The sequence below is a fragment of the Pseudomonas nitroreducens TX1 genome (assembly GCF_000313755.1).
Classification (GTDB): domain Bacteria; phylum Pseudomonadota; class Gammaproteobacteria; order Pseudomonadales; family Pseudomonadaceae; genus Pseudomonas; species Pseudomonas nitroreducens_A.
The window spans coordinates 33,903-48,384 of the sequence record NZ_AMZB01000082.1 but is presented as its reverse complement, the minus strand read 5'-3'; the positions used below and the strand labels follow the sequence as shown (position 1 = coordinate 48,384).

Annotated in this window: 16 protein-coding genes; 8 read left to right on the top strand and 8 right to left on the bottom strand. The window is 67.4% G+C overall.

Annotated features, from left to right (window positions below; all coding sequences use genetic code 11):
* Nucleotides 1-87: 87 nt before the first annotated feature.
* The gene (locus C167_RS0105380) at nt 88-270 is read right to left on the bottom strand and encodes a DUF1289 domain-containing protein (protein ID WP_017517234.1); all 183 of its coding nucleotides are present in this window, start codon (nt 268-270) and stop codon (nt 88-90) included.
* 152 nt (nt 271-422) lie between these two features.
* On the opposite strand from C167_RS0105380, the gene C167_RS0105375 reads away from it, so the two are divergent.
* Entirely contained in the window at nt 423-1,202 is a 780-nt protein-coding gene (locus C167_RS0105375) for a hypothetical protein (protein ID WP_017517233.1), read from the top strand.
* Nucleotides 1,203-1,262: 60 nt separating this feature from the next.
* Here C167_RS0105375 and bglX read toward each other — a convergent pair whose 3' ends face one another.
* From bglX to C167_RS0105345, 6 genes are all read right to left on the bottom strand, one after another.
* On the bottom strand, nt 1,263-3,560 hold the full coding sequence (gene bglX, locus C167_RS0105370; RefSeq protein ID WP_026078820.1) for a beta-glucosidase BglX: 2,298 nt from the start codon (nt 3,558-3,560) through the stop codon (nt 1,263-1,265).
* A 217-nt stretch (nt 3,561-3,777) separates the two neighbouring features.
* A complete protein-coding gene (gene scpB / locus C167_RS0105365) occupies nt 3,778-4,836 on the bottom strand; it encodes an SMC-Scp complex subunit ScpB (RefSeq protein WP_017517231.1) in 1,059 nt (352 codons plus the stop codon).
* Nucleotides 4,837-4,912: 76 nt separating this feature from the next.
* Nucleotides 4,913-5,800 (bottom strand): segregation and condensation protein A, encoded by an 888-nt coding sequence (locus C167_RS32240; protein ID WP_085988837.1) that lies wholly within the window; start codon nt 5,798-5,800, stop codon nt 4,913-4,915.
* A 327-nt stretch (nt 5,801-6,127) separates the two neighbouring features.
* Nucleotides 6,128-7,342, bottom strand: a complete 1,215-nt coding sequence (locus C167_RS0105355; protein ID WP_017517229.1) for a tryptophan--tRNA ligase — start codon at nt 7,340-7,342, stop codon at nt 6,128-6,130.
* 61 nt (nt 7,343-7,403) lie between these two features.
* Entirely contained in the window at nt 7,404-8,033 is a 630-nt protein-coding gene (locus tag C167_RS0105350) for an L-threonylcarbamoyladenylate synthase (protein WP_017517228.1), read from the bottom strand.
* A complete protein-coding gene (locus C167_RS0105345) occupies nt 8,030-8,905 on the bottom strand; it encodes a PHP domain-containing protein (protein WP_017517227.1) in 876 nt (291 codons plus the stop codon). Before C167_RS0105345 ends, C167_RS0105350 begins: the two co-directional genes overlap by 4 nt.
* Before the next feature lie 198 nt (nt 8,906-9,103).
* Between C167_RS0105345 and C167_RS0105340 the strand changes: the two genes are divergently transcribed.
* From C167_RS0105340 to C167_RS0105310, 7 genes are all read left to right on the top strand, one after another.
* On the top strand, nt 9,104-9,697 hold the full coding sequence (locus C167_RS0105340; protein WP_017517226.1) for a septation protein A: 594 nt from the start codon (nt 9,104-9,106) through the stop codon (nt 9,695-9,697).
* A gap of 1 nt (nt 9,698) precedes the next feature.
* Nucleotides 9,699-9,998 (top strand): YciI family protein, encoded by a 300-nt coding sequence (locus C167_RS0105335; protein ID WP_017517225.1) that lies wholly within the window; start codon nt 9,699-9,701, stop codon nt 9,996-9,998.
* Between the two features lie 107 nt (nt 9,999-10,105).
* The gene (locus tag C167_RS0105330; protein WP_017517224.1) at nt 10,106-10,516 is read left to right on the top strand and encodes a hypothetical protein; all 411 of its coding nucleotides are present in this window, start codon (nt 10,106-10,108) and stop codon (nt 10,514-10,516) included.
* A gap of 13 nt (nt 10,517-10,529) precedes the next feature.
* Nucleotides 10,530-11,207, top strand: a complete 678-nt coding sequence (locus C167_RS0105325) for a response regulator transcription factor (protein ID WP_017517223.1) — start codon at nt 10,530-10,532, stop codon at nt 11,205-11,207.
* 169 nt (nt 11,208-11,376) lie between these two features.
* On the top strand, nt 11,377-11,832 hold the full coding sequence (locus C167_RS0105320) for a Spy/CpxP family protein refolding chaperone (protein WP_017517222.1): 456 nt from the start codon (nt 11,377-11,379) through the stop codon (nt 11,830-11,832).
* Nucleotides 11,833-11,925: 93 nt separating this feature from the next.
* Entirely contained in the window at nt 11,926-13,260 is a 1,335-nt protein-coding gene (locus C167_RS0105315; protein WP_017517221.1) for a sensor histidine kinase, read from the top strand.
* Nucleotides 13,261-13,285: 25 nt separating this feature from the next.
* Entirely contained in the window at nt 13,286-13,765 is a 480-nt protein-coding gene (locus C167_RS0105310; RefSeq protein ID WP_017517220.1) for a hypothetical protein, read from the top strand.
* Here the strand turns inward: C167_RS0105310 and C167_RS0105305 are convergent.
* Nucleotides 13,746-14,306 carry a nitroreductase family protein gene (locus tag C167_RS0105305; protein ID WP_017517219.1) on the bottom strand — a complete coding sequence of 187 codons (561 nt, stop codon included), beginning with the start codon at nt 14,304-14,306 and terminating at the stop codon, nt 13,746-13,748. The two genes, C167_RS0105310 and C167_RS0105305, sit on opposite strands and share 20 nt — an antisense overlap.
* Nucleotides 14,307-14,482 lie beyond the last annotated feature (176 nt).

The following is a 14,482-nucleotide window of genomic DNA, read 5'->3' as shown; positions in this document are numbered from 1 at the left end:
CGAGCAAGCTCGCTCCTACAGGGGGCGGAGCGCTGGCTCTTCGTAGGAGCGAGCTTGCTCGCGAACAGCCGCCACGCCGAACGCCGCTCAGCGATAAAGCCGCTTCCCCTGCGCCTCCAGCACCAGCAGGCGCATGTCCGCCTCGGCCCGGATCGCCTCCTGGCCCAGGTGATCGACGCGCTTCCACGCCTTGATTTCCTCGCGGCTGCGGCCGCAGCCCAGGCAGATGCCTTCTTCGAACTCGCAAATATTGATGCACGGACTCTTCACGGACTTCCTCTCGACGGGGTGGATGAGCGTCAGTGGGCCTGGACAATGGACACCCGCGCGGCGCCAAGGTCCAACTCGATTTGCCCATCGGTGCCATCGACCCAGGCAATCGAAGCGCTAGAATCCGCCCTCCACGCTTTCCGACTGCGCCCATGCTCGCCCTCAAGCTCACCCTGGTTCCGCTATTCCTGCTGCTGGTCTCCCTTTCCGGGCGCTGGTGGGGGCCGACCGTTGCCGGCTGTCTCGCCGCCCTGCCCGCCATCGCGGGGCCGATCCTCTACCTGATCACCGTGGCGCACGGCCATGCGTTCGGCGCACAGGCCGCAGTGCTGGCGCTGGCAGCGATCTTCGCTTCGGAAGCGTTCAACTTCGCCTATGCCTGGCTGTGCCGAGGACATGCCTGGCCGCTGGCCCTGAGCGGCGCAATGCTGGCTTGGCTGGTCGCCGCCTGGGGGCTGACGCAACTGCCAGCCCTCCCCATCTGGGCACTGGCCGCTGCGGCCCTGGGTACGCTGACCAGCCAGCTGTTCATGCCCCGCGCCGAACTGCCGGCCAGCGTCGCCGCACTGGGCCGCTTGGAACTGGGCCTGCGCATGCTCGCCGGCGCGCTGCTCACCCTGGCCGTCACCGCGCTCGCCGGCTGGGCCGGACCGAGTTGGAGCGGTCTGCTGGCCGTGTTTCCGCTGCTCTCCATCGTGCTCTGCGTGTCGTCGCAGCGGCTGCACGGCGCAGGCTTCGTCATCGCCCTGCTGCGCGGCATGGTCAGCGGGCGACCGGCCTTCGCGGCGTTCTGCCTGTGGCTGGCGCTGCGCTTGCCGGACAATGACACCCTGCCCAGCTTTGCCGAGGCGGCGCTGCTTGCCGTGTTGGTACAAGCCGCAGTGCGTTGGCTGATCGGGCTTCGCTCCCGCAGGACAGCCAAAACCGCCTGAAAGCAAAACGCCACGGCTGGGTCAGCCGTGGCGTTTTCTGTTGCAACCCGTCGGTAGCACTTAGAGCAGCGTGAAGCTCTGCTCCTTCACGTTGTCCGAATCCAGGCCGACGTAGACCCTGAACTCGCCCGGCTCGGAAGCGTAGCGCAGCTGGCTGTCGTAGAAGCGCAGGTCTTCCTCGCGGATCGGGAACTGCACTACCTTCGATTCTCCCGGCTTGAGCATGATCTTCTCGAAACCCTTGAGCTCCTTGACCGGGCGGCTGATGGACGCGGCGACGTCGCGCAGGTAGAGCTGCACGGTGGTCTCGCCGGCGAGCTTTCCGGTGTTCTTCACGGTCACGCTGGCGGTCAGCTGGTCGCCCTTCTTCAGCTTGCTGCCCGACATCGTCACGTCCGAGACGCTGAACTCGGTGTAGCTCAGGCCGTAGCCGAAGGGGTACAGCGGGCCATTCTGCGAGTCGAAGTAGCGCGAGGTGTACTTGTTCGGGTGCTCGTGATCGAACGGGCGGCCGGTGTTCAGGTGGTTGTAGTAGATCGGCACCTGGCCCACCGAGCGCGGGAAGGTCATGGTCAGCTTGCCCGAGGGGTTGTAGTCGCCGAACAGCACATCGGCGATGGCGTTGCCGCCTTCGGTGCCGCTGAACCAGGTTTCCAGCACGGCGTCGGCGTTGGCGCTTTCCCAGCGCAGGTCCATCGGCCGGCCGTTCATCAGCACCAGCACCAGGGGCTTGCCGGTCGCCTTGAGGGCCTTGAGCAGCTCGACCTGGCTCTGCGCGATGTGCAGGTTGGTCTTGCTCGACGCCTCGTGGGCCATGCCCTGGGATTCGCCGACCACAGCCACCACCACGTCGGCCTGCTTCGCCTTCTCGACGGCTTCCTCGATCATGGCTTGCGGGCTGCGCGGGTCGACCTTGACGTCTTCGCTGTACTCGTTGAGGTATTTGACGATTTCCGGATCGTCGGTGACGTTGGCCCCCTTGGCATACAGCAGCGCGGCGTGGCCGCGGGTGGCGGCGCCCATGCCTTCGAGCACGGTCACGGCCTGGAAGGCCTTACCGGCGGCGGACCAGCTACCCATCACGTCGCGCTTGCTGTCGGCCAGCGGACCGATCAGGGCGATCACGCCGTCACGCTTGAGCGGCAGCACGCCGCCTTCGTTCTTCAGCAGGACCATGCCCTTGCGCGCGATCTCGCGGGCGTCGGCGCGGTGCAGGCGCTCCTCGGCGTCGGTGTCCACCGGGTCCTTGCCCTGCAGGTAGCGGTACGGGTCCTGGAACAGGCCCATGTCCCACTTGGCGGCGAGCACGTCGCGGCAGGCACGGTCGATCTCGTCCTGGCTGATCAGCCCGGCCTTGAGCAGCTCGGGCATGTGCTTGCCGTAGAGGTCGTCGTTCATGTTCATCTCGACCCCGGCGTTGATCGCCGCCTGGGTGGCGTCGCGCTCGGTGGCGGCCACGCCGTGCTTGATCAGCTCCAGCACCGCGCCGTGGTCGCTCAGGGTCAGGCCCTTGTAGCCCCACTGGCCGCGCAGCAGGTCCTGCAGCAGCCACTTGTTGGCGGTGGCCGGCACGCCGTTGATGCTGTTCAGCGAGACCATCACCGCGCCGGCGCCGGCGTCGATGGCCGCGCGGTACGGCGGCAGGTAGTCCTGGAACATGCGCTGCGGGCTCATGTCCACGGTGTTGTAGTCGCGTCCGCCTTCGCCGGCTCCATACAGGGCGAAGTGCTTGACCCCGGCCATGATGGTTTCCGGCTGGTTCAGCCCCTTGCCCTGGTAGCCCTTGACCACCGCGGCGGCGACCTTGCTGGTCAGCCAGGCGTCTTCGCCGAAGCCTTCGGAAACCCGGCCCCAGCGTGGGTCGCGGGCGATGTCGACGGTGGGCGAATAGGTCAGGTTGAGGCCGTCGGCGCTGGCCTCGATGGCCGAGACGCGGGCGCTGCGCTCGATGGCCGCCAGGTCCCAGCTCGCCGCCAGGCCCAGGCCGATGGGGAACACGGTGCGATGGCCGTGGACCACGTCATAGGCGAAGAACAGCGGAATCTTCAGCCGGCTCTTCATGGCCGCATCCTGCAGGTCGCGGATGCCCGGGCGGACGACGGTGTTGAACACCGCGCCCGTGGTGCCTTCGGCAATTTCCTTCAGCAAAACCGGCTTGGGATGGTCCGGTCCGACGCTGACCAGGCGCAGCTGGCCGATCTTCTCTTCCAGCGTCATGCGCTGCATCAGGCTGTCGATGAAGGCGTCCTTCGACTGCCCGGCCAGCGGCACGGCAGGTGCGGCGGCGGGCGCCTGGGCGGCGGAAAGCGAAGCGCTGCTCAGGCCCAGCAGGAGGCCGAGCCAGCAGATACGGCTGATTGGAGTTCTTTTCATATGGGTACTCAGCAGCCTGCGCGAGGCGCCAGCTCACTGTGGAATGTGGTTAAGAGGCGTCGTCAGGGCGGTTGTTCGGGCGGCATCCCCGGGTGTTGCCGCCAGCGCCTTGCGAACGCGGCACATAAGGTCGTCGCGCCGCGGGCGGAAGTCAATCACCGAACGGCTGGAAAGCCTGGGGCAAATGCGCCAGAGCCTGGTATCAATGGTCGCGATTGCGCGCGTTGAACTCCATTTCCTCGAGCATGGCTTCGCGCAGGGCACGCTCCTCGTCCCATTCGTCTTGCGCCGGTACAGGCGGTGCGGGGGCCGTCGGTGGCGCGGGCAGGTCAGGCATGGCCTCCGTTTCAGGCTGGCCTTGCGCACCGGATTGGACAGGCACTCGGGCTTCGTCCTGCGGCTCGACTTCCGGGAGCCCATGCACGCCGCTGAAGTCGGCATCCACGCCGGTGTCCTCGTCGTCGCTCGGCGGACGATCGATCAGATCGTCGAAGTCGGTTTTCAGCCCCTGCTCCATTTCGTCCAGCTCGGCGAGCAGGCTGCGGAAGCTGGTCTCCTCCTTCGGCTCTTCCGGCGGCGCGGGTTCCGGTTCCTCGCCGGCGTCGCGCACTGCCTGGTCGGCCAGCGCCTGCAGCGATGGCGGGATGTAGTCCTCGTCGTACTCCTCGGGGTCCGGCAGGCTGGCCACCGGCGCCATGTCCTCGAGGATCGGCTGCGGCTCGGGCTCCATCAGTTTCAGCTCGGCCAGCGGCGGCAGGTCCTCCAGGCTTTTCAGGTTGAAGTAGTCGAGGAAGGTGCGGGTGGTGGCGAGCATGGCCGGGCGACCGGGAACTTCGCGGTAACCGACGATGCGGATCCACTCGCGCTCCATGAGCGTCTTGACGATCTGGGTGTTCACCGCGACGCCACGGATTTCCTCGATCTCGCCACGGGTGATGGGCTGGCGGTAGGCGATCAGCGCCAGGGTTTCCAGCAGTGCACGGGAATAGCGCTGCGGGCGCTCCTCCCAGAGCCGGCCGACCCACGGGGCGAATTTCTCGCGCACCTGCAGGCGGTAGCCGGTGGCGACTTCCTTCAACTCGAAGGCGCGTCCGGAACAGGACAGGCTCAGCACCGCCAGCGCATCGCGGAACTGCTGCGGCTCGGGGCGCTCGGCCTCCTCGAACAGCTCGCCGAGGCGCTCCAGCGACATGGGCTTGCCGGCAGCCAGGAGGATGCCTTCGAGCAGGGTCGCCAGTTCTTGCGGGTCGGAGAGATTCATCGGTGGCTCGGGTCGGAGTTGAAGGTTAAGCGGTTCAGCCGGGAAAGCTACTCAAAGCGCGCCGCCAGGGCAACGATCAGAGCGACTCGTCGTCCGGCTCGCCATCCAGTGCCTGGTCGAGCGCCGCCTCGCCTTCGGGGCCGTCGAAATGACCGTCCTCGAAGGTCAGCTCGGGCGGCGGCTCCTCGCGCGGCTCGAAGACGTCTTCGTCGCCCTCTTCCAGCACGTCTTCCGATGCTTCCCCGAAACGTGCGGCGCCTTCCTGCACTTCCGTGCGGGCGCGGACGTGGATGGGCGCGAAGGCTTCGTTCTGCACCAGTTCCACCAGTTGTTCCTTGACTAGTTCCAGCACCGCCATGAAGGTCACCACTACGCCGAGCTTGCCTTCCTCGACACGGAACAGCGTGATGAAGGGCACGAAGCCTTCGCCCTTCAGGCGTTCGAGGATTTCGGTCATGCGCTCGCGGGTGGACAGCATCTCGCGGGTGACCTGGTGGCTTTCGAACAGGTCGGCGCGGCGCAGTACCTCGGCCATGCACAGCATCAGCTCCTGCATGTCCACTTCCGGCAGCAGCCGGCGCGCCCGCGCATCCGGTGCGGCGACGGTGGGGACCACGTAGTCGCGGCCCAGGCGCGGCAGGTCGTCGAGGTCCTCGGCGGCCTTCTTGAAGCGCTCGTACTCCTGCAGGCGGCGGATCAACTCGGCGCGCGGGTCTTCCTCGTCTTCCTCGGCCTCGGCCGAGCGCGGCAGCAGCATGCGCGACTTGATCTCGGCGAGCATGGCGGCCATCACCAGGTATTCGGCGGCGAGTTCCAGGCGCACGGATTTCATCAGCTCGACGTACCCCATGTACTGGCGGGTGATCTCCGCCACGGGGATGTCGAGGATGTTGATGTTCTGCTTGCGGATGAGATAAAGCAGCAGGTCGAGCGGGCCTTCGAAGGCTTCGAGGAAAACCTCCAGGGCGTCCGGCGGAATGTACAGGTCCTGCGGCATCTCCGTCAGGGCCTCGCCGTAGACGAGCGCCAGCTGCACCGGCACCTGGTATTCAGGGGCAGCGGCGGGGGCTTCCGGCTCGGTCAGGTCACTCATCGGCCACTCGTCAGGCGCTGGGGTTGGAAGGCGGCATTATCCCTGCTTTTGCCGGCGGCGCGAGGGGGTTTTGGCGGATTTGCATCGCACGCGGCATGCCTTGGGGTAGGAGCGGACTTTGTCCGCGATAGGTCCGAATCGCGCCGATGGCCGATCGCGGACGAAGTCCGCTCCTACGGAATCGGCAAGGCCGCATGATCAGCGGTACGACAGCCCCATCGCATGCCGCACTTCCACCAAGGTCTCCCGCGCCGCCTCGCGGGCGCGCTCGGCGCCTTCGGCAAGGATGCTGCGCACCAGCTCGGGGTTGTCCTCGTAGTCCAGCGCCCGCTCCTGGATCGGCGCCAACTCGTGGAGGATCGCCTCGATCACCGGCCGCTTGCAGTCAAGGCAACCGATCCCGGCGCTGCGGCAGCCTTCCTGCACCCACTGGCGGCAGCCGTCGTCGGAGTAGATCAGGTGCCACTGCCACACCGGGCAACGCTCCGGCTCGCCGGGATCGCGGCGGTGCACGCGCGCCGGGTCGGTGGGCATGCGTGCAATCTTCTCTTCGATCACTGCCGGGCTGTCGCGCAGGGCGATGGTGTTGTGGTGTGACTTGGACATCTTCTGCCCATCCAGCCCCGGCATCCTCGGCGCGTGACTGGTCAGGGTCTGCGGCTCGGGCAGCAGCATCCGGCTGCTGCCTTCGAGATAGCCGAACAGGCGGTCACGGTCACCCAGGGTCAGGCTCTGCTGCTCCATGAGCAGCGCGCGGGCAGTTTCCAGCGCCTGGGCGTCGCCCTGTTCCTGCCAGGCGCGGCGCAGATTGCTGTAGAGCTTGCCGGTCTTCTTGCCCAGGCGGGCGATGGCGGTCTGGGCGCGGTCCTCGAAGTCCACCTCGCCGCCGTACAGGTGGTTGAAGCGGCGGGCGATCTCGCGGGTGAATTCGACATGGGGGAACTGGTCCGAGCCCACTGGCACCAGGCCTGCGCGATAGATCAGGATGTCCGCGGCCTGCAACAGCGGGTAGCCGAGGAAACCGAAGGTGGAGAGGTCCTTGTGGCTGAGCTTCTCCTGCAGTTCCTTGTAGGTGGGCACGCGTTCCAGCCAGGACAGCGGGCAGATCATCGACAGCAGCAGGTTCAGCTCGGCGTGCTCGGGCACCTGGGACTGGATGAACAGCGTGGCGGCGCTGGGGCTGACGCCCACCGCCAGCCAGTCGATGGCCATGTCGCGCACGTGCTGGCGGATGCTGGCGGTCTCGTCGTACTCGGTGGTCAGGGCGTGCCAGTCGACGATGGAGAAGTAGCATTCGTACTCGTGTTGCAGTTTCACCCAGTTCTGCAGCACACCGTGGTAATGCCCCAGGTGCAGGCGCCCGGTGGGGCGCATGCCGGACAGCACACGGCGCAGGGATTCGACGCTGGTCAAGCGGTCAACCTCGCGGGTTCAGCGATGGAACGAGGGAGTATAGCCAGCACGCCGGGCGGGTTCAGGCGTTGACCATGAAGGGTTCCGGGTCGCCACAGCCGACGCGTACCACTACCGGGTCTTCATCGGTCAGGGCGATCACGGTGGAGGCCTCGCCGCCGCCGAAACCGCCATCGATGATCAGGTCGACCAGGTGCTCCAGCGAATCGCGCATCTCGTACGGATCGTTCAGCGGCTCACTCTGACCGGGCAGGATCAGGCTGACGCTCATCAGCGGCTCGCCCAGTTCTTCCAGCAGCGCCAGGGCGATCGGGCAGGCCGGCACGCGCAGGCCGATGGTGCGCCGTTTGGGATGCAAAAGCATGCGCGGCACTTCGCGGGTGGCGTTGAGAATGAAGGTGTACGGGCCGGGCGTGTGCGCCTTGAGCAGGCGGAACAGGCCGGTGTCGACCTTGGCGTAGAGGCCGAGTTCGGACAGGTCGCGGCAGACCAGGGTGAAGTTGTGCTTGTCGTCCAGCCGGCGGATGTGGCGGATGCGCTCCACCGCCGATTTCTCGCCGATGCGGCAACCCAGGGCGTAGGACGAGTCGGTGGGATAGGCGATTACCCCACCCTGCCGGACGATCTCCACCGCCTGCTTGATCAGGCGCGGCTGGGGATTTTCCGGGTGGATCTGAAAGAACTGGCTCATGGAGTCTCCTTGATCCCGATGGCGTTCTCGGCGCTGGCGAAGCGCGGCCAGAGCGGCGCCAGGTCGTCCGGCACGCTCCGGTAAAGGCCCAGCTCCGACCAGTCGCTGGGGCCGTGGAAGTCACTGCCGGCGGTGACCATCAGGCCGAACTCACGGGCAAGGATGCTCAGCACGCCGACCTGCTCGGCCGGTTGCGGGCCGTTGCAGACTTCCAGCGCATGGCCGCCGGCAGCAATGAAGTCGCCCACCAGCTTGCGCCGCTTGGTGCGGGTGAAGTCGTACTGGTACGGGTGCGCCAGGCTGATCCAGGCGCCTGCCGCTCGCAAGGTGCCGACGGCGTCGGCGAGGCTCGGCCAGTGCTGCTTGACGTCGCCCAGCTTGCCGGCGCCCAGCCACTTGCGAAAGGCCTCGGCGCGGTCCTTGACATGGCCCTGGCGCAGCAGGAACTCGGCGAAGTGCGGGCGCGCCGGGGCGTTCTCGCTGTCGCCCAGCTCGGCCTGGATCGCCCGCGCACCCTCGAAGGCGCCGGGCATGCCCTTGGCTTCCAGGCGCCGGCCGATCTCTTCGGCACGGGTCCAGCGGGCGCGGTGCAGGTCGTCCAACGCCCTGACCAGCGGCTCGGCTTTTACATCGAAGCCGTAGCCCAGCACGTGAATGGTCGCCCCACCCCAGGTGCAGGACACCTCGACCCCGTCCACCAGCTCCATGCCCAGCGCCTGCGCGGCGCGGCGGGCCTCCGCCAGGCCATCGAGGGTGTCGTGGTCGGTCAGCGCCAGCACGCGCACGCCGCGCCCATGGGCACGCTCGACCAGGGCCGTCGGGCTGAGCTGTCCGTCGGACGCGGTGCTGTGGCAGTGCAGGTCGACTCGCATGGGGCTCCCAGGGGATGCAGGATGAATTTGTGTCGGAGCAGCTTTGTGTCGGGATAGCTTTCTGTATAGACGCTTCTGTGCCACCGCTCCCGCGGCAATGCATTGAAACCATGATCTGACGCAGCGTTGGGCGGATGGCTCTTTCAGTTCATCCGCGGCTTGGTATTATGCCGGCTCTACTGGGCTCTGGCTGCCGTAATGAAGCAATTCATCGATTTCATCCCCCTCATCCTTTTCTTCATCGTCTACAAGCTCGACCCGCGCAACGTCGAACTCGCCGGCCAGAGCTTCTCGGTCGGGGGAATCTACAGCGCCACGGCCGTACTGATCGCGGCGTCCGTGGTGGTCTACGGCGCCCTGCTGATCAAGCAGCGCAAGCTGGACAAGGGCCAGTGGGTGACGCTCGCCGCCTGCCTGGTGTTCGGCGGCATGACCCTGGCCTTCCACAGCGAAACCTTCCTCAAATGGAAGGCGCCGGTGGTGAACTGGCTGTTCGCCCTGGCCTTCGCCGGCAGTCACTTCATTGGCGGCCAGCCGTTGATCCAGCGCATCATGGGCCACGCGGTGCACCTGAGCGATTCCCTCTGGGCGAAACTGAACCTCGCCTGGGTACTGTTCTTCCTGATCTGCGGTTGCGTCCAGCTGTTCGTCGCCTTCACCTTCCAGGACTACTGGGTGGACTTCAAGGTGTTCGGCAGCCTGGGCATGACCCTGCTGTTCCTGATCGGCCAGGGCGTGTTCCTGGCCCGCCACATGCACGATGAGCCTACCGGCGAAAAACCCAAGGACTGACATGCTCTACGCGATCATTGCCCGTGATATCACCGCATCCCAAGAACGCCGCCTGGCCGCCCGTCCCGCGCACATCGCTCGTCTTGAGCAACTGAAGGAAGAAGGCCGCCTGGTGCTGGCCGGCCCGCACCCGGCCATCGACAGCAACGACCCGGGCGCCGCCGGCTTCACCGGCAGCCTGATCGTTGCCGAGTTCGACTCCCTGGCCGCCGCGCAGGCCTGGGCCGACACCGACCCGTACCGCGCCGCGGGCGTCTACGCCGAAGTCGTGGTCAAGCCATTCAAGAAAGTCCTGCCCTAACAGCGCGCAAGCGTTGCACCCCGCGGCACGGAGCGCCACGGGGCATCGCAGCCGGACAGCGCCGGGATGGCCATGGACGGCGGCACATCATCGAACAAGGAGTCCCGATGCGCCGTTTGCCCCTGCTCGCCTGCCTCGCCCTGCCGCTGGCCGCCCTCGCCGAAGAGCCCGTCGCGGAGCAACCGGCGCCAAGCGCTGTCCAGCCCCTTGCCCAGGCGCCCGCCGTCCCCTCCGAACTGGAACTGCGCCTGGCCGAAAGTGAACGGCAGCGTGCCGAATTGGCCGCACAACTGGCCAACCCGGATAACAGCCAGGACGAAGCCCGCATCGCCCGCCTGACCCAGGAAAACCAGCGCCTGAAACTGCAGCTGCGCGAGGCCCAGGCCAACCAGCCGCCACGCCTGCTCACCGAGCAGCAGACCTGGTACGTGAGCGGTGCCGGCACCGCCCTGCTGGCGTTCGTCCTGGGCATGTTGAGCCGCGGTCGCCGCCGCTCGCGCCGAGAATGGATCAACTGAAAGAAGCCTCTTCATGAGTGAACTGCTGCTGATCGACGACGATGTCGAACTCTGCGAACTGCTGACCACCTGGCTGACCCAGGAAGGCTTCAGCATCCGCGCCGCCCACGATGGCGCGCAGGCCCGCGCCGCGCTGGGCAGCCACGCGCCGGACGCAGTCGTGCTCGACGTCATGCTGCCCGACGGCAGCGGCCTGGAACTGCTCAAGTCACTGCGCAGCGACCACCCGGACCTGCCCGTACTGATGCTCTCCGCCCGCGGCGAGCCGCTGGATCGCATCCTAGGCCTGGAACTGGGCGCCGACGACTACCTGGCCAAACCCTGCGACCCACGCGAGCTGACCGCACGCCTGCGCGCCGTGCTGCGCCGCAGCCACCCGGCGCAACCTGCCGCGCAGCTGGAGCTGGGCGACCTGGCGCTGAACCTGTCGCGCGGCGTGGCCACCATCGGCGCCGAGGAAATCAGCCTGACCCTCTCCGAGAGCCGCATCCTCGAAGCCCTGCTGCGCCAGCCGGGCGAGCCGCTGGACAAGCAGGCCCTGGCGCAGCTCGCGCTGGGCCGCAAGCTGACGCTATATGACCGCAGCCTGGACATGCACGTCAGCAACCTGCGCAAGAAGCTCGGCAGCCACCCCGATGGCCGCCCGCGCATCCTCGCCCTGCGCGGGCGCGGCTACTTCTACGCGGCCTGAACCTCGCCCTGCAGGACGTCCGGGCCGCTCTGGCCCGGGCTTCGTAAATGTTCCGGCAGGGCCTCACGTAATCTTTACCCAAGCTTTACGTGGGCCTGACCGCCCTTGACCTTGCCGACCCTAGACTGGGCTCATCCGGTAACGACCGGCCCCTGAAAGGAGAAACACCATGCGCAAGACCCTGACCGCCCTGCTGATCGCTGCCGCCCTGCCGACCGTCGCGCTGGCAGCCACTCCGGCGCCGACCGACGCTCCGCCGCCGGCCCCGTTCATGAAAGACCACGGCCCGGGCATGCACCGCGGCGAACACGGTGGCGCGCTGCGCGAGCTGAACCTGACCCAGGAGCAGCGCCAGCAGGTCGGCAAGCTGATGGGCGACTCGATGAAGGATCGCCGCGCGATCACCGAGAAGTACTGGAACAAGCTGCCCGAGGCCGACCGCAAGGCCATGCAGGAAGAACTCAAGGCCAACCGCGACAAGGCCGATGCCGGCATCCGCGGCATCCTCACTCCCGAACAGCAGAAAAAGTTCGACGAGCTGAAGCAGCAGCGCGAGCAGCGCAAGGCCGAATGGGCTGAATTCCAGAGCTGGAAGGCCCAGAAGGACGGCGCCAAGACCAACTGATTCGCTCCGCAGAGCGCAGGCGCCGGGTTCTACCCGGCGCCTTGCCGTGGAGCCCCTGACAACGGATAGACCATGCGGCTGAACAGGAAGACCATGCGCTCACTCTTCTGGCGGATCCTCGCCGCCTTCTGGCTCGCCCTGCTGCTGGTGGCCGGACTGTCGATCCTGCTGGGCCGCGCCCTGAACCAGGACACCTGGGTCATCGCCCGCTATCCCGGGCTGCACGACATCGCCAAGCAGTGGACGCTGCTCTACGAAACGCAAGGGCCCGCCGCCGCGCAACAGTTACTGGAAAGCCGGCGGCAGCAATTCGAACTCTCGGTGCAGGTACTCGACGAGACCGGCCAGCGCCTGGTCAACGGCACCTACCTGCCCCGCCCGCCGCGTCCGCACGGCAACTTCGACCGCGAGAACCTGCCGCGCTTCCCCTGGCGCCAGCTGAGCCAGGAATACACCAGCAGCCGCACCGACCAGACCTACCTGTTCATCTACCGCATCCCGCACCCGACGCTGCAGGCCTGGCACCGCAGCAGCCTGCTCTGGCCGCTGAGCGCCCTGGGCATCGCCCTGGTAGTGCTGACGGTGTTCAGCCTGCTGGTAACACTGTCCATCACCCGCCCGCTGAATCGCCTGCGCCGCGCGGTGCATGACCTGGGCCAGACCAGTTATCAACAGGACAGCCTGGCTCGCCTCTCTCGTCGTGGCGACGAGCTGGGCGTGCTGGCCCGCGACTTCAACCGAATGGGCGCCCGCCTGCAGGGCCTGATCGGCAGCCAGCGCCAGCTGCTGCGCGATGTGTCCCACGAACTGCGCTCACCGCTGGCGCGCCTGCGTATCGCCCTGGCCCTGGCCGAACGCGCAGACCCGGAGCAGCGCGCCGCCATGTGGCCGCGCCTGGAGCAGGAATGCGACCGCCTGGAAGCGTTGATCGGCGAAATCCTCGCCCTCGCCCGCCTCGACGCCGAACCCGGTCCGACCAGCCGCATCGACCTGCTGCCGCTGTTCGAGCGTCTGCGCAACGACGCACAACTGCTTTACCCGGAACAGGACATCCAGCTCGACGTCGCCCCGCAGCTGGCGCTCGATGGTTGGCCGGACATGCTCGAACGCGCCCTCGACAACCTGCTGCGCAACGCCCTGCGCTTCAACCCGGCGGAGCAGCCGCTTCAGGTGCAGGCGCGGATCGATGGCGAACGCCTGCACATCAGCGTGCGCGACCACGGCCCCGGCGCCGGCGAAGATCACCTGGCGCAATTGGGCGAACCCTTCTTCCGCGCGCCCAACCAGAGCAGCCCCGGCCATGGCCTGGGCCTGGCCATCGCCCGCCGCGCCATCGAGCGCCACCACGGTCGGCTGCGCTTGAGCAACCATCCCGACGGCGGTTTCCTGGCCAGCATCGACCTGCCGCTGCACCGCCAGGCCGCCTGAATTGAGCGCACTTTCGGAGAGCACCATGAGCCTTCCCGCCTTCGCTACCCCGATTCCCGCCCTGCAACGGCCGCTACTGCCGGCCGCCCTGCTGCGCAGCGAACCCTATGACGATCCGCAATACCTGGTGCTGGCGGTTGAACTGGCGCGCCTCGCCACTCAGTGGCGGGCACGTTGGCCGGGCCTGACGCTGAGCCTGCCGCTGAGCGGCACCTGGCCGCTGGAAAGCTGGCCGGATGCGCTGGGCGAAGCACTGGATGCCTTGCTGGAAGGGGCGCTGAGGCGCCATCCGCATGCTGCGCTGGAACTGTCGCTCAGCTCCGCGCACGGCGAACTGCGCCTGGAATTGCAAGGCTACGACCCGCAGGCGCGGGTCTGGCTGCCAGACGCCCTGCCTGCGGCACGACGCCTGGCCGCCTGGCAGGGCGGCCAACTGCTCTGGCGCGCCCGCGCCAGCGGTTGGACGGTGCGCCTGGAACTGCCGCTCAGCCCCGCCAGGCGCTGACGAACCCGGCCGGGTCCAGCGGCGCCGGGCGGCGCAGCTCGCCGACCGGCGTGCCGAGGTAGATGAAACCGACGATGCGCTCGTTCTCGGCCAGGCCCAGGCCTTCGCGCACCAGCGGATCGAATGCCATGGCGCCGGTGCGCCACATCGCGCCCAATCCTTCGACGTAGGCCGCCTGGATGATGCCGTGGGCGGCGCAACCCGCTGCCAGCCACTGCTCGATTTCCGGCACCTTGGGGTGATCCTGCAGCCGCGCTACGGCCACCACCAGCAACGGCGCGCGCAGCGGCATGGCGCGCGCCTTGTCCAGCGCCTCGGGCTTGCCGTCCGGCTCATTGGCCGCCACGGCGCGGGCGAACAACTCGCCCAGTTCCTTGCGCGCCTCGCCTTCCACGGTGAGGAAACGCCAGGGGCGCAGTTGCCCATGGTCCGGGGCGCGCAAGGCACTGCGGAACAGGCGGTCCAGTTGCTCGGCGGACGGCGCCGGCTCGCTCAGGCGGGCATGGGACACACGGTTGAGCAACGCGTCGAGAGCCTCCATGGGCTGCCTCCAGTCAATCTCGAAAGCCGCCATTGTAGACGCAAAGGGTTCGCATTTGTCCGGGAAAGACCAAGCCCGCGCTCGCCGCGCATCTTGTAAAGGGGAACGGCGTCACGCGGTTTACTCTCGGCAGGCGGCAGGTAAAATGGTCGATTCCCACAGGATTCAGACCTCAG